Source organism: Bacteroides sp. OF03-11BH, from assembly GCF_003604005.1.
Taxonomy (GTDB): Bacteria; Bacteroidota; Bacteroidia; order Bacteroidales; family Bacteroidaceae; genus Bacteroides; species Bacteroides ovatus.
Genome location: NZ_QTMW01000047.1, coordinates 26635 through 44572 on the forward strand (window position 1 = coordinate 26635; position 17938 = coordinate 44572).

At 42.9% G+C, this 17938-nt stretch carries 14 protein-coding genes, 1 pseudogene and 1 riboswitch; of the genes and pseudogenes, 8 read left to right on the forward strand and 7 right to left on the reverse strand.

Features of this window, described 5'->3' with window-relative positions; translation table 11 throughout:
• Positions 1-43: 43 nt before the first annotated feature.
• On the reverse strand, positions 44-1411 hold the full coding sequence (radA, locus tag DXA54_RS23100; protein ID WP_008777372.1) for a DNA repair protein RadA: 1368 nt from the start codon (positions 1409-1411) through the stop codon (positions 44-46).
• An 86-nt stretch (positions 1412-1497) separates the two neighbouring features.
• A complete protein-coding gene (locus tag DXA54_RS23105) occupies positions 1498-2535 on the reverse strand; it encodes an asparaginase (protein WP_008777373.1) in 1038 nt (345 codons plus the stop codon).
• A gap of 401 nt (positions 2536-2936) precedes the next feature.
• Between DXA54_RS23105 and thrA the strand changes: the two genes are divergently transcribed.
• The 3 genes from thrA to thrC are packed head-to-tail and all read left to right on the forward strand — an operon-like array spanning position 2937 to position 7903.
• Positions 2937-5372 (forward strand): bifunctional aspartate kinase/homoserine dehydrogenase I, encoded by a 2436-nt coding sequence (gene thrA, locus DXA54_RS23115; protein ID WP_008649997.1) that lies wholly within the window; start codon positions 2937-2939, stop codon positions 5370-5372.
• A gap of 7 nt (positions 5373-5379) precedes the next feature.
• On the forward strand, positions 5380-6588 hold the full coding sequence (locus DXA54_RS23120; RefSeq protein WP_004309068.1) for a cofactor-independent phosphoglycerate mutase: 1209 nt from the start codon (positions 5380-5382) through the stop codon (positions 6586-6588).
• Positions 6589-6601: 13 nt separating this feature from the next.
• On the forward strand, positions 6602-7903 hold the full coding sequence (thrC, locus tag DXA54_RS23125; protein WP_004309069.1) for a threonine synthase: 1302 nt from the start codon (positions 6602-6604) through the stop codon (positions 7901-7903).
• A gap of 132 nt (positions 7904-8035) precedes the next feature.
• Here the strand turns inward: thrC and DXA54_RS23130 are convergent, their stop codons facing one another.
• From DXA54_RS23130 to DXA54_RS23140, 3 genes are read right to left on the reverse strand one after another with little or no spacing between them, the layout of a single operon-like run.
• The gene (locus DXA54_RS23130; RefSeq protein ID WP_008649998.1) at positions 8036-8662 is read right to left on the reverse strand and encodes a thiamine diphosphokinase; all 627 of its coding nucleotides are present in this window, start codon (positions 8660-8662) and stop codon (positions 8036-8038) included.
• Positions 8659-9270, reverse strand: coding sequence for a nicotinamide riboside transporter PnuC (gene pnuC, locus DXA54_RS23135; protein WP_004299130.1), 612 nt, complete (start codon positions 9268-9270; stop codon positions 8659-8661). The genes DXA54_RS23130 and pnuC overlap by 4 nt, the downstream gene beginning before the upstream one ends.
• 12 nt (positions 9271-9282) lie before the next feature.
• A complete protein-coding gene (locus DXA54_RS23140) occupies positions 9283-11532 on the reverse strand; it encodes a TonB-dependent receptor (protein ID WP_120080796.1) in 2250 nt (749 codons plus the stop codon).
• A 1-nt stretch (position 11533) separates the two neighbouring features.
• A riboswitch (TPP riboswitch) is annotated at positions 11534-11630 on the reverse strand.
• Between the two features lie 127 nt (positions 11631-11757).
• Between DXA54_RS23140 and DXA54_RS23145 the strand changes: the two genes are divergently transcribed.
• Positions 11758-12666: a mechanosensitive ion channel family protein gene (locus tag DXA54_RS23145; protein WP_004299133.1), complete on the forward strand. Its 909-nt coding sequence runs from the start codon at positions 11758-11760 to the stop codon at positions 12664-12666.
• Positions 12667-12768: 102 nt separating this feature from the next.
• Here the strand turns inward: DXA54_RS23145 and DXA54_RS23150 are convergent, their stop codons facing one another.
• Entirely contained in the window at positions 12769-13008 is a 240-nt protein-coding gene (locus DXA54_RS23150; protein WP_004306417.1) for a hypothetical protein, read from the reverse strand.
• A gap of 68 nt (positions 13009-13076) precedes the next feature.
• On the reverse strand, positions 13077-14363 hold the full coding sequence (locus DXA54_RS23155; RefSeq protein ID WP_004299135.1) for an O-acetylhomoserine aminocarboxypropyltransferase/cysteine synthase family protein: 1287 nt from the start codon (positions 14361-14363) through the stop codon (positions 13077-13079).
• Positions 14364-14541: 178 nt separating this feature from the next.
• Between DXA54_RS23155 and DXA54_RS23160 the strand changes: the two genes are divergently transcribed.
• From DXA54_RS23160 to DXA54_RS23175, 4 genes and pseudogenes are all read left to right on the forward strand, one after another.
• On the forward strand, positions 14542-15012 hold the full coding sequence (locus DXA54_RS23160) for an Lrp/AsnC family transcriptional regulator (RefSeq protein WP_004299136.1): 471 nt from the start codon (positions 14542-14544) through the stop codon (positions 15010-15012).
• Positions 15013-15228: 216 nt separating this feature from the next.
• Entirely contained in the window at positions 15229-15867 is a 639-nt protein-coding gene (locus DXA54_RS23165) for a CatB-related O-acetyltransferase (RefSeq protein ID WP_120080800.1), read from the forward strand.
• A 2-nt stretch (positions 15868-15869) separates the two neighbouring features.
• Positions 15870-16604, forward strand: coding sequence for an alpha/beta fold hydrolase (locus DXA54_RS23170; protein ID WP_120080802.1), 735 nt, complete (start codon positions 15870-15872; stop codon positions 16602-16604).
• Between the two features lie 93 nt (positions 16605-16697).
• Positions 16698-17885 (forward strand): annotated as a pseudogene (locus tag DXA54_RS23175) (MATE family efflux transporter); the annotation flags it as partial.
• Positions 17886-17938 lie beyond the last annotated feature (53 nt).

Sequence of the window (17938 nt, forward strand, 5' to 3'; positions counted from 1 at the left end):
CGATTATCCAATTAGAAAAACGGGCTATTTATGCATCAGTGTCTTATCCGAATAAAGCCCTGAACGCCTCTTCTACTTTTCTCACCGGTACTAATTCTATCTTCAGTTTTTGGGTATCGATCCCTTGCAAGTTATATTTAGGTAGCAAGAAACGTTTGAAACCTAACTTTTCAGCTTCACCGATACGCTGTTCAATTCGATTCACAGGACGTATCTCTCCCGACAATCCGATTTCTCCCGCCATGCAAACTTCCGGCTCAATGGCTGCATCCATATTGGAAGAAAGGATTGCACTGATAACCGGCAGATCGATAGCCGGATCATTCACTTTCAATCCTCCGGCAATATTCAGGAACACATCTTTCTGTGCCAACTTAAATCCCACCCGCTTTTCGAGAACAGCTAGCAGCATATTCATTCTTCTCAAATCGAAACCGGTTGCCGAACGTTGCGGATTTCCGTAGACTGCAGAGCTTACCAAAGCCTGTGTCTCAATCAAAAACGGGCGAATCCCCTCAATGGCGGAGGCAATGGCTACCCCGCTCATCCCTTCATGATCCTGACTTAGCAAAAGTTCGGAAGGATTACTCACTTGGCGCAACCCATCCTGACGCATTTCATAAATACCTAATTCTGCCGTACTACCGAAACGATTCTTGATACTGCGTAGAATACGATACATATAATGTTGGTCGCCCTCAAATTGAAGAACAGTATCTACGATATGTTCCAGCACTTTAGGTCCTGCAATACTTCCTTCCTTATTAATATGTCCGATCAGCAATACAGGCGTATGCGTTTCTTTCGCAAAACGAAGAATAGACGCCGAACACTCTCTGACTTGCGCTATACTTCCGGGAGACGATTCGATACTTTCGGTGGAAATAGTCTGTATAGAGTCGATAATCACTAAATCGGGATTCGTATTCTTGATATGCACATAAATCTGTTCGAGTGAAGTCTCGCAAACGATGAGGCAATCGCTGGAAGTGTCAGAGAGACGGTCAGCACGAAGTTTCAGCTGTCGTGCACTCTCTTCACCGGATACATAAAGAATCTTCTTTTCCGGCATGTGCAGTACGGTCTGCATGACGAGCGTCGATTTACCGATTCCCGGTTCGCCGCCTATCAGGACAAGAGAACCCTGTACAAGTCCGCCTCCCAATACACGATTCAGTTCATCATCGTGCATATTGATACGTGGCTCGTCGTCTGCCTCTATATCGCTAAGTGCCAGTGGCTTGGGCTTTTGTGTTTCAATGCCCGACACCGGACGGCGGTTAGTGGGTTCTTTCCGTACGATTTCTTCAACATACGTATTCCATTCTCCACACGACGGACATTTACCCACCCATTTGGGTGAATCCTGTCCGCAATTACTGCATACATATACGGTTTTCTCTTTTGCCATCGAAATTCCTTTCTTCTTGTAGGGTACAAAAATAGGGATAATTTATTAGAAATAAGTTATCCCTGCCTAATAGAAATAGATGAAGCCTACAGAGTTATCTCTCCCGCTATCGAACGGTTCATCCGGTCGCGTACCTCATCCGGGGTATATCCATGTCCCAGTAAGAACATTAATTTAGTGACTGCCGATTCCGTTGTACTGTCATATCCGGAGACAACGCCTGCCTGCAATAACTGGTATCCCGTTTCGTAACGTTCCATTTCTACCATTCCTGCGCTGCATTGTGTTACGTTGACAATCACAATTCCACGTTCACTGGCCTGACAGAGCCGGCGTATAAACCATTCCTTTCGGGGAGCATTCCCCGAACCGTATGTTTCGAGCACAACCGCCTTTAAACCTTCAATCCCCAGAATGGTGGCAATTACATTTTCCTGGATGCCCGGAAAGAGCTTCAGTACCACTACATTGGTATCCAGCAAATAGTGCGGTTTCAATTCCCGTTCTTCACCATTTCCGTGAATTTGTACATTATTATATTTAATATGGATTCCCGCTTCCGCCAATACCGGATAATTGAAAGAACGGAATGCATTGAAGTTTTCTGCATTCATCTTTGTCGTACGGTTTCCCCGCATCAGGTGATTTTCAAAGAAGATGCATACTTCGGGCACCAGTGTCCTTCCTTCCTTGTTTTGTGCAATGGCAATCTCGATACTGGTCATCAGATTTTCCTTTCCGTCCGTGCGGAGTACGCCGATGGGAAGCTGTGAGCCTGTGAGAATGACGGGTTTGTCCAGTCCTTCCAGCATAAAACTTAGGGCGGAAGCGGTATAAGCCATCGTGTCCGTTCCGTGCAGGATGACGAAGCCGTGGTAACGATTGTAGTTGTCATGAATAATGCGTACCAGCTTCCGCCACATATCCGGTTCCATGTCCGACGAATCCATCGGAGGATCAAACTGATAGGTGTCAATTGGAAAATTGAACTTTTGCAGTTCGGGGATATACTTTTGCAGTTGCTCGAAGTTAAAGTTCTCCAGAGCACCTGTCGCGGCATTCTCAATCATACCAATTGTTCCACCGGTGTATATTAACAATACGGAAGTATTTAATGGGCTCATAAGCTGATTTTGTGCGATTGTTTTCGCAAATATAATAATAGATTTGATAAATAAGTAACAAAATGTCATAAAAGTGAAGGCGGATGACCGGATAAAGCGCAGGCGAAAGATTCTTTTTATCAGAAAAAAACCGAAAAAAGTGATAGATTGAACGTTTTTATTATTACTTTTGCGACACTTATCAAAAACAAGAGTAGAAACAAGGACTATGATGAAGTACTATCCACATACAGTCACATCCATGTGTACCATGACCCTTAGGGGTTAATGGATAGTTTTTGTGTATCTACGTGATTCACGCTTGTATAAGCAGGCAAAATTCAAATTCAATTTTATTCGTAAACAACCAATCGTTCTGTAAAAAGCAAACTGCAGGACATTGCATTTAAATAAGTATCTTCATGAAAGTAATGAAATTCGGCGGAACATCCGTAGGTTCCGTGAACAGCATTTTAAGCGTAAAGAGAATTGTAGAGTCGGCAAATGAGCCGGTAATTGTAGTTGTTTCCGCATTGGGAGGCATCACTGACAAATTGATAAATACATCGAAGATGGCGGCAGTGGGAGATTCAGCCTATGAGGGTGAGTTCCGCGAAATCGTTTACCGTCATGTGGAGATGATTAAGGAGGTGATTCCTGCCGGAGAAAAGCAAGTATCGTTGCAACGTCAGATTGGCGAACTACTGAACGAATTGAAGGATATCTTTCAGGGAATTTACCTGATTAAAGACCTTTCCCCGAAGACTTCGGATACAATCGTCAGCTATGGTGAACGCCTTTCATCGATCATCGTCACTGCACTGATTGAGGGAGCAAAATGGTTCGATTCGCGCACTTTTATCAAGACGGAAAGAAAGCATAGCAAGCACACGCTGGATACCGAATTGACTAATAAACTGGTGAAAGAGGCTTTCCAGTCTATTCCTAAAGTAGCGCTGGTGCCGGGATTCATCTCTTCGGATAAAACGACAGGGGATGTAACAAACCTCGGACGCGGTGGCTCGGACTATACGGCTGCCATTGTTGCTGCGGCGCTAGATGCGACAAGTCTGGAAATCTGGACGGACGTAGACGGATTTATGACGGCTGATCCGCGTGTCATTTCGACTGCTTATACGATTACGGAATTGAGTTACGTAGAAGCGACCGAACTTTGTAACTTCGGCGCAAAGGTGGTTTATCCGCCGACTATCTATCCCGTATGTCACAAGAATATTCCTATTATAATAAAGAATACATTCAACCCGGATGGAGTGGGAACGGTTATCAAACAAGAAGTTTCCAACCCGCAGAGCAAGGCTATCAAGGGGATTTCCTCCATCAACGACACAAGTCTGATTACTGTTCAGGGTCTTGGTATGGTAGGTGTGATCGGTGTAAACTACCGCATTTTTAAAGCATTGGCAAAGAATGGAATCAGCGTGTTCCTCGTCTCACAGGCTTCATCGGAAAACAGTACTTCTATCGGTGTGCGTAATGCCGATGCCGACCTGGCTTGTGAAGTGCTGAACGAAGAATTTGCGAAAGAAATAGAGATGGGGGAGATTTCTCCGATTTTGGCGGAAAGAAATCTGGCAACAGTGGCTATTGTAGGTGAGAATATGAAACATACACCGGGTATCGCAGGTAAACTTTTCGGTACACTGGGACGTAATGGTATCAACGTTATCGCTTGTGCACAGGGAGCTTCGGAAACTAATATCTCTTTTGTGGTCGATTCCAAATCCTTGCGTAAATCATTGAACGTAATCCACGACTCTTTCTTCCTCTCCGAATATCAGGTATTGAACCTCTTTATCTGTGGTGTCGGTACGGTAGGGGGTAGTCTGGTAGAACAGATTCGTTGCCAGCAACAAAAGCTGATGATGGAAAACGGACTGAAACTCCATGTAGTAGGCATCATTGATGCAGCCAAGGCAATGTTCAGCCGTGAAGGTTTCGACCTCGCCAACTTCCGTGAAGAACTGTTGGAAAAGGGTAAGGACAGCAGCTTGCAAACCATCCGCGACGAGATTATCGGAATGAATATCTTTAATTCTGTATTTGTAGACTGTACGGCCAGCGCTGACATCGCATCGCTTTACAAAGATTTCCTGCAACACAATATCTCTGTGGTAGCAGCCAATAAGATTGCGGCTTCTTCCGCTTATGAAAACTATCGTGAACTGAAAACGATTGCCCGCCAACGGGGTGTGAAGTATCTGTTCGAAACAAACGTAGGTGCAGGTCTTCCGATCATCAATACAATTAATGACCTGATTCATAGCGGTGACAAGATTCTGAAGATTGAAGCGGTGCTTTCCGGTACACTGAACTATATATTTAATAAAATCAGCGCCGATATTCCTTTCAGCCGTACCATCAAAATGGCACAGGAAGAACGCTACTCTGAACCGGACCCACGTATTGACTTGAGTGGAAAAGATGTGATCCGTAAACTGGTGATTCTGGCACGTGAAGCCGGATACCGTCTGGAACAGGAAGATGTTGAAAAGAACCTCTTTGTTCCGAATGACTTCTTCGAAGGTTCTCTGGAAGATTTCTGGAAACGTGTTCCAAGTCTCGACGCAGACTTTGAAGCCCGTCGCCAGGTATTGGAAAAAGAAAACAAGCACTGGCGTTTCGTCGCCAAACTGGAGAATGGAAAAGCCTCCGTCGGCCTGCAGGAAGTAGGAGCCAACCATCCGTTCTACGGCTTGGAAGGCAGCAACAATATTATCCTGCTCACTACGGAACGCTATAAAGAATATCCGATGATGATTCAAGGATACGGTGCCGGTGCCGGCGTAACGGCTGCCGGAGTATTTGCCGACATCATGAGCATCGCAAATGTTTAAACGCCTTATGAAACATATTATCATATTGGGAGACGGAATGGCCGATTGGCCAGTGAAGTCATTAGGGGACAAGACGCTCCTGCAATATGCAAAGACGCCTTATATGGATAAGCTAGCTCGCATGGGACGTAACGGCCGCCTGATTACTGTGGCGGAAGGTTTCCATCCGGGTAGTGAAGTTGCCAATATGTCCGTGTTGGGATATAATTTGCCAAAGGTATATGAAGGTCGCGGACCGCTGGAAGCTGCCAGTATTGGTGTGGATCTGAAACCGGGTGAGATGGCAATGCGCTGTAATTTGATTTGTGTGGAAGGAGATATTCTGAAGAATCACTCCTCCGGACATATATCTACGGAAGAAGCAGATGTATTGATTCAATATTTGCAAGAAAAACTGGGCAATGACCGCGTACGCTTTCATACAGGAGTTCAGTACCGCCATCTATTGGTTATCAAGGGAGGTAATAAAGAACTGGATTGTACACCTCCGCATGATGTACCTTTGAAACCTTTCCGTCCATTGATGGTGAAACCATTGGTTCCGGAAGCACAAGAAACGGCAGATCTGATTAACGACCTGATTCTGAAATCACAGGAACTGCTGAAAGATCATCCATTGAATCTGAAACGTATGGCAGAAGGTAAAGATCCTGCGAACAGTATTTGGCCCTGGAGCCCCGGTTACCGTCCGCAGATGCCTACTTTCTCCGAGACTTTCCCACAGGTAAAGAAAGGAGTAGTCATCTCGGCTGTCGATCTGATAAACGGAATCGGTTATTATGCTGATTTACGTCGCATCGCAGTAGAGGGAGCGACCGGACTTTATAATACGAACTATGAAAACAAAGTGACCGCTGCCTTGGAAGCATTGAAGACGGATGATTTTGTTTATCTGCATATCGAAGCCAGTGATGAGGCCGGACACGAAGGAGACATCGACTTGAAACTTCTCACTATCGAGAATCTTGATAAACGTGCCGTAGGTCCTATTTATGAAGCAGTGAAAGATTGGGACGAACCGGTAGCCATTGCTGTATTGCCCGATCATCCTACTCCCTGTGAGCTTCGTACTCATACATCTGATCCCATTCCGTTTCTTATCTGGTATCCGGGTATCGAGCCGGACGAAGTGCAGACGTATGATGAAATAGCCGCTTGCAACGGTAGTTACGGACTTCTGAAAGAAGACGAGTTTATAAAAGAATTCATGAAATAAGTCACCACAGATTATGAAATATTATAGTACGAATAAACAAGCACCTGTTGCCTCACTGCAAGAAGCGGTGGTAAAAGGGCTTGCTGCCGACAAAGGGCTGTTTATGCCTATGTCTATCAAACCTCTTCCACAGGACTTTTACGATACGATTGATAGTTTATCCTTTCAGGAAATTGCTTATCGCGTAGCCGATGCTTTCTTCGGTGAGGATATTCCTGCCGATACGCTGAAACAGATTGTATATGATACATTAAGTTTCGATGTACCTTTGGTTAAGGTGGCAGATAACATCTATTCACTTGAACTTTTCCACGGACCGACGTTAGCATTTAAAGATGTAGGCGGTCGTTTCATGGCGCGTCTTTTGGGATACTTCATTAAAAAAGAAGGACAAAAGAATGTCAATGTATTGGTAGCTACTTCCGGTGATACGGGAAGTGCTGTTGCCAACGGCTTTCTGGGTGTGGAAGGTATTCATGTGTATGTGCTTTATCCGAAAGGAAAAGTGAGCGAAATACAGGAGAAGCAATTCACTACGCTCGGACAGAATATTACTGCGCTTGAAGTGGACGGAACATTTGATGATTGTCAGGCATTGGTGAAATCTGCTTTCATGGATAAAGAATTGAATGAACACCTTTCGTTGACTTCTGCCAACTCCATCAATGTAGCCCGTTTCTTGCCGCAGGCATTCTATTATTTCTATGCTTATGCACAATTGAAACGTGCCGGAAAAGCTGATAATGCTGTAATCTGTGTACCTAGTGGAAACTTCGGAAATATCACCGCCGGATTGTTTGGCAAGAAGATGGGTTTACCCGTGAAGCGTTTCATTGCTGCTAATAACCGCAACGATATTTTCTATCAATATCTGCAGACAGGTAAATATAATCCCCGTCCGTCTATCGCAACGATTGCTAATGCTATGGACGTAGGCGATCCGAGTAACTTTGCCCGCGTACTCGATTTATATAGTGGTTCACATGCTGATATCTCTGCCGAGATTTCAGGAACAACTTATACCGATGAGCAAATCCGCGAAACGGTGAAGGAAACCTGGAAAGAACATCATTATCTCCTTGATCCTCATGGTGCTTGTGGATATCGTGCGTTGGTAGAAGGCTTGAAAGAGGGAGAAACAGGTGTATTCCTTGAAACGGCTCATCCTGCCAAGTTCCTCGAAACAGTGGAAAGCATTATTGGAGAAGCGGTAGAAATCCCTGCCAAATTGCAGGAATTTATGAAAGGCGAGAAAAAAAGCCTTCAAATGACAAAAGACTTTGCGGACTTCAAGAAGTATTTGTTGACGCTTTAATCCTCTTCTTCCTATGAATGAATTTGTGCCACCTTGTTGGCACGGTTGTGCCATCGAAGTGTCACGGTCGTGCCAACAAGGTGGCACAATTGTGACAATAGGGTGGCATAAACCGGATAATTGCAATATAGTTTATATAGAAGCTAAGAATACTAAATATTCTCCCGTACAATGAACAGTAAACTCATTTGCTGTTGCTTCATTAAGCGTTCCTTGCCACCAATTAGTAAAATCACTAAGAGGATAAACTAATCCCTCTCCTTGCAATCCTTTCGCTCCGAAATTGAAAATAGAAACTTGTTGCCCCGGATGAGAGGCGAAGGTTTGCGTGTCTTTGGCGGGGATAAACATACCATAATCGGTAATGGTACGTACCTCGATACCATCTTTCATGTAGTCGATCAGCAGACTGATGTTTCCTAACGTATGATCTTCCCGTTTGCCGGTGGCTCCGACGATGGCAATTCTCCGGAATCCTTTCTTTTGCAGGAAATGAACGGCTTTGGTTTGGTCGTTCGTTTCTTGATTCGCTATCTGATGTACAATAGGGGAGAAAAGTTCTTTATATTCCGGGGAAAGAGAATCCCCGTCACCGATAATTACATCGGGGGTATGCCCACGCAGGATATATTCATTGGCAGCCCCGTCACAGCAAACTACAAATTCTGCATTTTCCAGCATTTGCAGGGGAAGAGGATGGCTGGGATATTCGCCATTGGCAAGTATCACGGCTTCGGGAGTATAGTGTTCGTATTTCATTGTATGCTCATTAATTTTTTCCACTTAAAGTAGCCAAAGATAGCTATAATGGAGTAAAGTCCGTATAAAGCGGAAGTAAAATAAAGGTCTTTGTAGATATAAAGTCCGCAGCAGACAATATCCACAAAAATCCAGGCAAACCATTGCTCGACGTATTTGCGTGCCAGCATCCACATACCGACAATGCTCAATGCGGTAGTAAAGCTATCTAGCCAGGGAACATTGCTATCCGTATATGCTATCAGTATCCATGCAATACCGAGGAAAGAAACGACGAATACCAGAAAAAGAGGCAAGTAACATTTTCCCGGAGTATGTACGATAGGAAGATCTTTAGGGGTGTCACCGGTTGAAGCATCTGCTGTCGTCAGTTGACCTTTCTTTTTCCTGTGTCCCCACATCCAGAAGAACCAGCCGTAGATGGCAGCTATCAGGTAGTAGATATTGATGCCAAAGTCAGCATACAATCCGGCTTTGTAATATACGAAGATGTAGATGGCAGGCATCACAATACCCGCTATCCAAAGGTAGATACTTGCCCGGTACTCTAACCAAAGGTAGACTAGCCCGACAATCGTACCGAATATTTCCAGAAAATTCAATTCCATAACTCTGTGTGATTAAAAGCGGAAAGAAACATGTCCCATAACGTTTGTTCCTGCTTGAGCTGCATATCCGGCATAGTTTCCCCGATTTTCCAGCGTATCGGTGTAGTCACTTGATGCCCAGCCGTTGTTTTCATATTTTTCATTAAACAGATTGTATACAGTAAATCCTACGGTGACTTCTTTCAGTACTTTCTTGGGACGGAAGCTGTACGCCAGATTGAGGTTGCTGACAAAATACTTATCAAGAGTCAGTTCTTCAACTTCTGCGTTTGTCATATACTGTTTGCTCACGAACTGTGATTGCAGGGCAGCTTCGAATCCCTTATAATTGAATGAGAAACGATTGTTGAGTAAGAAGTCCGGTGAGAAAGCAATGTGAGTGTCTTTATGCTTTATCTGAATAGTCGGGAGAGAAGTAGAGCTACCGTCGTCATTATAGTGGTAGCCCGGCAGGCTCTCTACGAAATCCTGAATACGGTTTTTGCTCCATGTAGCGTTGATATCCCATTGAAACCATTTGCACGGTTTGATTCCCAGCATGATTTCGATTCCCATGCGATAACTGTCCGGCACGTTTTCGGTCAGTGCTTCACCTATATCGTTTAAGGCTCCGGTCAGAACCAGTTGGTCGGTATAGTCCATGTAGTAGAAGTTTGCACCTGCTGTCAGCCATTGGTTGGCAAAGGTATATCCCGCTTCATAGTCGAGCAGCTTTTCTGCTTTGGGGTACGAGTCCGGATCGCCATCCGTATAATTGTTTCTTGTTGGCTCTTTTTGAGCAACCGAGAAAGAGGCATAGACACGATGGTTGGAAGTGATGTTCCAGTTTAATCCTACTTTCGGATTAAAGAAATCGAACTTTTTATCTACTGCCAGTGGACGCAGCGCATTCTTACTCCAGTCATATTTATCATTGTTTCCGTCGATGGTATAGTTGATGTGGCGATACTGGAGATCGGCATAAGCACTTAGTCCTCTAGTAAGATCGTAGTTCGCTTTCAGATAAATATTTCCATCGGTCTTCTTGGATTTGTTGCGGTAATATTCATGGTCGGGAGATAGAGAACCTACGTAGTTTTTCACCCAGGGAACTCTTCCGAAGTTATTGCCCCGGTATTGATTCAAACCACCTCCCAGAGACGCATTTAGCCTGTTAGCCATGTAATTGAGAGAAAAAACGCCGCCGCCGAATTTGTTGTCCATCTTCTTTTGACGGACTAAATCGCTTTTAGATACTTCGGTTCCATCTATTGTAAATGGTTTTAAACCATATTCTATCAGGTATCTGCCGTCTTTGTACTCTTCGTAATAACCGTCACCTTTGGTATAATGTAAGGCAACGTTCAGATTCCAGGCTGTCGAGAAAGTATGATTGAAGAGAAGCTGATAATTCTTTTGCAGATAATTATCTGTTTGGTCGTCGTAATAATATTTTTTGCCGTTGGCATCAGTGTACATTTCCCCCCAAGGATTGTAGCGTCTGCCGAATTTTTCCATTTGCTCTTTTGTTGCGTATCCCCAAGCATGATATGTTTTTTCTTTTCCGGCAAATGCAATGAGCTTCACAGATGTGTTTTCTGCAAAATAACCTCCTTGCAGGTAGTAAGAGTTCAAGTCCACCGAAGCACGGTCTATGTATCCGTCCGTACCGATATTGGAAAGGCGGGCGTCAAACGTCCAGTGGTTATTGAGTAGGCCGGTTCCCACTTTCACTGTTTCCTTGTGCGTGTTGAACGAACCGTATGAACCATTGAATTCGGCGTATGGTTTCATAGATGCGCCTTCGGTTTGCATATTGACACTGGCTCCGAAAGCACCTGCTCCGTTCGTCGATGTACCTGCTCCGCGCTGCACCTGCATATCTTTTACGGAAGAAGAAAAGTCGGGCATATTCACCCAGAACAGGTTATGGCTTTCGGCATCGTTCATCGGTATGCCGTTTACCGTGATGTTGATTCGTGTGCCATCGGTTCCACGTACGCGAAGTGTCGTATAGCCGATACCAGCTCCTGCATCCGATGTGGTCAGTGTGGAAGGAGTCATACTTAGCAAATAGGGGATATCCTGTCCGAAGTTTACCTTTTTGAGTTCTGCTTTGCCTATATTGGTGAATGCCACGGGAGTTTTGGCTGTGGCACGTGTGGACACTACCTGCACCTCTTGCAGGTTTACTACTCTCATACTATCCTTTGCACTCGTCTGTGCATGAACAGTGATACCTGCGCCCAATAAGGCGACGGCCATCCATACAATTCTTTTCATTTTTGCTTACTAATTAGTTCTCTACGCCGGCATTACCCGGATCAGATTCTATGGGTATGTTCTCAGCCCGTCATGTTAAGGCACCCCTACCAGTGAATCGGTGACAAAAATACTGCTTTTGCAGGAGGAAAGCAAAAAAAACTTTTAGATTCACTAAAAACAATATAACTTTGTAAATTGTTGAAATAACAAAACTGCATTTATTCACTTAATATATATTTAATTATGCTACTATTATTGCAAGCAACACAAGCTGCGGACTCTGTGCAAGTGGCTGCAGACGAATTAATGAAAGAGGCGATTGCCAATGCTGACGGATTGGATAAGCTTTCGCTGATTACTCAACAATTGATAGACTTCGGTATTCGTGCCGGAGAACGTATATTGATTGCGGTCCTTGTCTTTGTCGTCGGACGTTTCCTCATCTCGCTGCTCAACAAATTCATCAGGCGTCTGATGGATAAACGAAAAGTAGATGTAAGTATCAAAACTTTCGTTAGAAGTCTGGTCAATATTCTGTTGACAATCCTGTTAATCATTTCTGTTGTCGGTGCCTTGGGAGTTGAGACAACTTCATTTGCGGCTTTATTGGCTTCCGCCGGTGTCGCTGTCGGTATGGCTTTATCCGGTAATCTGCAAAACTTTGCCGGTGGACTGGTTATTCTTTTGTTCAAACCTTATAAAGTTGGCGATTGGATAGAAACACAGCAGGGATCAGCCGGTACAGTAAAAGAAATTCAGATATTCCATACCATCCTTACTACTGGGGATAATAAACTGATTTATATACCGAATGGTTCATTAAGTAGTGGAGTAGTGATTAATTACAGTCACCAGGAAACCCGCCGTGTAGAATGGATTATTGGTATAGATTATGGGGAAGATTACAATAAGGTTCAGCAGATAGTTCGTGATATTCTGGCTGAAGATAAACGTATCTTGAATGAACCTGCTCCGTTTATAGCTCTTCATGCGCTAGATGCCAGCAGTGTGAATGTGGTGGTACGTGTATGGGTAAATAGCGGAGATTATTGGGGTGTTTATTTCGATACCAATAAAGCTATTTACGAAACCTTCAATGAAAAAGGTATCAACTTCCCTTTCCCACAGCTTACTGTGCATCAGGGAAATTGATTGTTATACTCTGATAATTCAAAAAATAAGGGAGTTGTACTTAACGTGCAACTCCCTTATTTTTTGGAAAACTTGTCTGGTGTGATTGAATAAATCTCTTTTTTATTTTATACCGAAATCTTCGGCTAGTTCATATCTATCTTCTTTGATTCCCAGTACATGATTAATTTTTCTCCTTTTCTCGAGATCTTTAAAGTAGTTTTCCACAACCTGATAGAGATCGAAGTTAGTGGTTGATCCTGCGGCTAAATCGAGTGATTCCACCATCTTTTCTACGGCTTGATGGATTTTCTCTGCGTCTATCAGATGCAGTTCGTTGCTGTGTATTAAATATTTTTCCATGACTGCAATGTTTTTAATGTTATATAGGTATAACATCTTGCAGTCATGGAAAGTTCAATGATTGAATGTTAGATTTTGGCAAGCGCCTGATCCAAATCCGCAATCAGGTCATCAATATGTTCCGTTCCAATTGATAAACGTACGGTGCCCGGATAAATCTCCTGTTCGGCGAGTTCCTGTGCATTGAGCTGTGAATGGGTAGTGCTTGCCGGGTGGATCACCAATGATTTCACATCGGCAACATTGGCAAGCAGGGAGAAAATCTCCAGGCTGTCGATGAAGCGGTGTGCTTCCTCTTGTCCGCCTTTTACCTCGAAAGTAAAAATGGAACCGGCACCATTCGGGAAGTAACGTTGATACAGTGCATGGTCAGGATGATTGGATAATGACGGATGGTTCACTTTCTTCACTTTCGGATGATTGTTTAAGAAATTCACTACCTTCAATGCATTTTCTACATGGCGTTCTACGCGCAAGGAAAGAGTTTCCAAGCCTTGCAACAGGATAAAAGCGTTGAATGGACTGATGGTGGCACCTGTGTCGCGCAGCAGAATAGCCCGGATACGGATGGCATAGGCAGCCGGACCGGCTGCATCAACGAAGCGTACGCCATGATAGCATGGATCAGGTTCGGTTAGTTGTGGAAATTTGCCGGAAGCTACCCAGTCGAATTTGCCCGAATCTACAATGACTCCTCCTAATGACGAACCGTGTCCGCCAATGAATTTTGTTGCGGAATGTACTACGATATCTGCTCCGTGTTCGATAGGGCGGATTAAATACGGGGTACCAAATGTGTTGTCAATAATCAAAGGTATTTTGTGGCGGTGGGCTATTTCAGCTACTGCCTCTATATCAATGATATTTGAGTTCGGATTTCCCAATGTCTCGATAAATACGGCTTTCGTATTTTCCTGAATGGCTTTTTCAAAGTTCGATAAATCACTTGGATCAACGAATGTTGTTGTGATGCCATAACTGGGTAAGGTATGAGCCAGTAAGTTATAGCTTCCTCCATAAATAGTTTTGGCTGCCACAATATGGTCGCCTGCACGAGTGATGTTCTCGAAAGCATAAGTGATAGCAGCGGCACCCGAAGCAACTGCCAGCCCTGCTACTCCTCCTTCAAGAGCGGCTACGCGTTGTTCAAAAACTCCTTGAGTGGAGTTGGTCAGACGACCGTAGATGTTTCCCGGGTCCTGCAGGCCGAAACGTGCGGCTGCGTGAGCGGAGTTGTGAAATACATAAGAAGTAGTCTGATAAATAGGTACTGCACGGGCATCTGTTGCCGGATCTGCTTGTTCTTGTCCTACATGAACTTGTAAAGTCTCGAAATGTAAATTCTTTGTTGCCATAATCGTATATTTTTTAAGTTTAATATTCTTTCTTTATTTTCTTGCAAAGTTATTGGATGAAGATATATCGAACAATATATATCTAAAATATAGAAAATAATGCTATTTTTGTGCCATTATATGGAATAATATAACTGTGCTATTCCTAGAAATCACCTTTTAGAAGAATATTTTTCTTATGGATACTTTTGATAAACTGGATAGAGTCGATTTGCAAATACTCCGTACTTTGCAAGAAAACGCCCGATTGACGACAAAAGAGTTGGCTGCACGGGTGAGCCTTTCTTCAACTCCTGTTTTTGAACGTCTTAAACGGTTGGAGAGTGGAGGATATATAAAGAAGTATATTGCCGTATTGGATGCGGAAAAGCTGAATCAGGGATTTGTCGTATTCTGCAGTGTGAAGCTTAGACGGCTGAACAGGGATATAGCAGCCGAGTTTACGCGGATCATACAGGATATTCCTGAAGTAACCGAATGTTATAACATATCAGGAAGTTATGATTACCTGTTGAAGATTCATGCTCCCAATATGAAATACTATCAGGAGTTTATTCTGAATGTGTTGGGGACGATTGATAGCTTGGGATCATTGGAAAGTACGTTTGTGATGGCGGAAGTGAAGCATCAATATGGGATACATATTTAGTTCGTTGCGTGATAGTATGAAATTTATCTTGTATATTTGCTATGTAATATAAATCCAGTTCTGCTAACACAATGAAATGGCAACTTTGTAAATAGCTTCGCCCATACGGATTGTAACAATAGAAAGTTCTGCTGTTACAACTGTTTGTGATTTAACGTAAATCACAAGTTATTTTATTTATTCTATTCAATAAACCATATAAAAGTAGCTATTACAATGAATTCGAACATATATCCTCGTACCAATGATTTTCAGACTATTTACCTGAATACGGTGATTAAGAATCCTGCTATTATCGTAGGTGATTATACAATATACAATGATTTTGTAAATGATCCGGTTCTTTTTGAGAAGAACAATGTTTTATATCATTATCCGATTAATAAAGATCGCTTGATAATAGGAAAATTCTGCTCCATAGCCTGTGGAGCTAAGTTTCTTTTCAACAGTGCAAATCACACATTGAATTCTTTATCCAATTATACATTTCCTATCTTTTTTGAGGAATGGAATTTAGATAAGGGAGATGTAACTTCTGCCTGGGATAATAAAGGAGATATAGTAATAGGTAATGATGTCTGGATTGGATATGAAGCTGTTATCATGGCAGGAGTACATATTGGAAATGGGGCAGTCATTGCGTCGCGGGCAGTGGTTACTAAAGATGTTCCTCCTTATACGATAGTAGGTGGGACACCGGCCAAAGAAATCCGGAAGCGTTTTGATGAGAATACGATTGCCCAATTGCAGAAATTGCAATGGTGGGATTGGAGTATTGAGAAGATATCCGAATGTATACCTTATATTACAGGTGGAAAGATTGAAGAATTGAAAAAGATAAATGTTACGTTATAAACATGAAGAAGCTAATTATTGTATTTGTTCTTTTATTATCGGCACTCTCTTGTTTCTCACAAACAGAGTTTACAACTTGCCTTTTTGATACTTCAAGAAACAGAGTGATACCGCTAGCCGTCTATCAGCCGCACAAAGTGAATTTGAAAACGAAAGTCATCATATTCAGCCATGGCTATGATGGAAATAAAAACAATAAGTCCAATCAGACTTATGCCTATCTAACACGATTCCTTTCCCAGAAAGGCTTTTACGTAATAAGCATACAACATGAATTGGTAGATGATCCTCTTTTGGCCATGGAAGGTAATTTCATGGAAACACGCATGCCAAATTGGGAAAGGGGAGTGGCAAATATTCTTTTTACTATTCAGGAATTTAAGAAATTGAAGCCACAATTAAATTGGAATGACCTTATATTGATAGGACATTCCAATGGCGGAGATATGACCATGTTATTTGCTACCCGATATCCGGAGTTGATAAATAAAGCCATATCTATGGATCATCGCAGAATGATAATGCCCAGAATACAGAAACCTCGACTCTATACACTAAGAGGATGCGATTATGATACAGACTCTGGAGTGTTACCTACTGAAAAGGAGCAGGAACAATTCCGGATGAAGGTTGTAAAATTAGATGGAGTAACACATAGCAATATGGGAGAGAATGGGACGGAAGAACAACACAACCTTATCAATCAGTATATCTATGGATTTCTTACATGGAGATAACTGATGTATTATATTTATTTTATCCAATGGTTTTAAATCGAAAGCCTGTTTTTCTTATAACTTTGCAACTGATTTTAGAAAAAGAAGTTTGGGATGATAAATAAATATGAAGAACGACTGGGGACAGAGCGCATGTTACCGCTTGTTTTTAAGATGGCACTTCCGGCTGTGGCAGCGCAATTTGTTAATTTGCTTTATAGCATGGTCGACCGTATTTATATTGGTCATATTCCTGGGATTGGTACGGATGCATTGGCGGGTGTAGGAGTAACGACTTCTCTTGTTATACTGATTTCTTCTTTTTCAGCGATAGTAGGAGGTGGCGGTGCGCCGTTAGCGGCTATCGCACTCGGACAGGGGGATCGTTCACGTGCCGGAAAAATTCTGGGTAATGGTTTTATCCTGCTGATACTATTCACCTTGTTTACTTCTCTCATCGCATATACCTTTATGGAGCCGATTCTACTCTTTACAGGAGCTTCAGAAAATACATTGGAGTATGCAGTCGACTATCTTTCTATCTATTTATTAGGAACTATCTTCGTAGAAATATCCACAGGATTAAACTCCTTTATTAATGCACAAGGGCGTCCTGCTATCGCTATGTACTCGGTATTAATAGGAGCACTGTTGAATATCGTCCTCGACCCGATTTTTATTTTTTGGCTCGATATGGGAGTAAAAGGCGCGGCCCTGGCTACAGTACTTTCACAGGCATGTAGTGCAGTGTGGGTTTTAACTTTCCTTTTCTCCCGGCACGCCTCTCTCCCTTTAGAAAAACGTTATATGGCGTTGAACCGGAAAATAATACTTTCTATATTTGCTTTGGGCGTATCACCGTTTATTATGGCAAGTACCGAAAGCCTGGTTGGCTTTGTTCTGAACAGCAGTCTGAAAGATTTTGGAGATATTTATGTCAGCGCATTGACCATTCTGCAAAGTGCGATGCAATTCGCAAGTGTCCCATTAACCGGATTTGCGCAAGGGTTTGTTCCTATTGTGAGTTATAATTATGGGCACGGCGATAAACAACGTGTCAAAGACTGTTTCCGTGTCGCATTGATAACTATGTTCTCATTCAACTTACTGCTGATGCTATTTATGATTCTATTCCCCTCAACAGTAGCTTCCGCCTTTACGAGTGATGAAAGACTGATAGAAACAGTCCGTTGGACAATGACTGTTTTCTTGGGCGGTATGACTATCTTCGGATTACAGCGAGCCTGCCAAAATATGTTTGTAGCTTTGGGGCAAGCAAAAATATCTATTTTCATAGCCTTGTGCCACGAAGTTACGAAAAGAGTGTAATTTATTGGAAATGAGCATTGGGTAAT

Coding starts and splice junctions, on each gene's coding strand:
- DXA54_RS23165 (WP_120080800.1), top strand. CDS start 15,229: ATGAATTCGAACATATATCCTCGTACCAATGATTTTCAGACTATTTAC.
- radA (WP_008777372.1), bottom strand. CDS start 1,411: ATGGCAAAAGAGAAAACCGTATATGTATGCAGTAATTGCGGACAGGAT.
- DXA54_RS23130 (WP_008649998.1), bottom strand. CDS start 8,662: ATGAAATACGAACACTATACTCCCGAAGCCGTGATACTTGCCAATGGC.
- thrA (WP_008649997.1), top strand. CDS start 2,937: ATGAAAGTAATGAAATTCGGCGGAACATCCGTAGGTTCCGTGAACAGC.
- DXA54_RS23105 (WP_008777373.1), bottom strand. CDS start 2,535: ATGAGCCCATTAAATACTTCCGTATTGTTAATATACACCGGTGGAACA.
- DXA54_RS23150 (WP_004306417.1), bottom strand. CDS start 13,008: ATGGAAAAATATTTAATACACAGCAACGAACTGCATCTGATAGACGCA.
- thrC (WP_004309069.1), top strand. CDS start 6,602: ATGAAATATTATAGTACGAATAAACAAGCACCTGTTGCCTCACTGCAA.
- DXA54_RS23140 (WP_120080796.1), bottom strand. CDS start 11,532: ATGAAAAGAATTGTATGGATGGCCGTCGCCTTATTGGGCGCAGGTATC.
- DXA54_RS23170 (WP_120080802.1), top strand. CDS start 15,870: ATGAAGAAGCTAATTATTGTATTTGTTCTTTTATTATCGGCACTCTCT.
- DXA54_RS23120 (WP_004309068.1), top strand. CDS start 5,380: ATGAAACATATTATCATATTGGGAGACGGAATGGCCGATTGGCCAGTG.
- pnuC (WP_004299130.1), bottom strand. CDS start 9,270: ATGGAATTGAATTTTCTGGAAATATTCGGTACGATTGTCGGGCTAGTC.
- DXA54_RS23145 (WP_004299133.1), top strand. CDS start 11,758: ATGCTACTATTATTGCAAGCAACACAAGCTGCGGACTCTGTGCAAGTG.
- DXA54_RS23155 (WP_004299135.1), bottom strand. CDS start 14,363: ATGGCAACAAAGAATTTACATTTCGAGACTTTACAAGTTCATGTAGGA.
- DXA54_RS23160 (WP_004299136.1), top strand. CDS start 14,542: ATGGATACTTTTGATAAACTGGATAGAGTCGATTTGCAAATACTCCGT.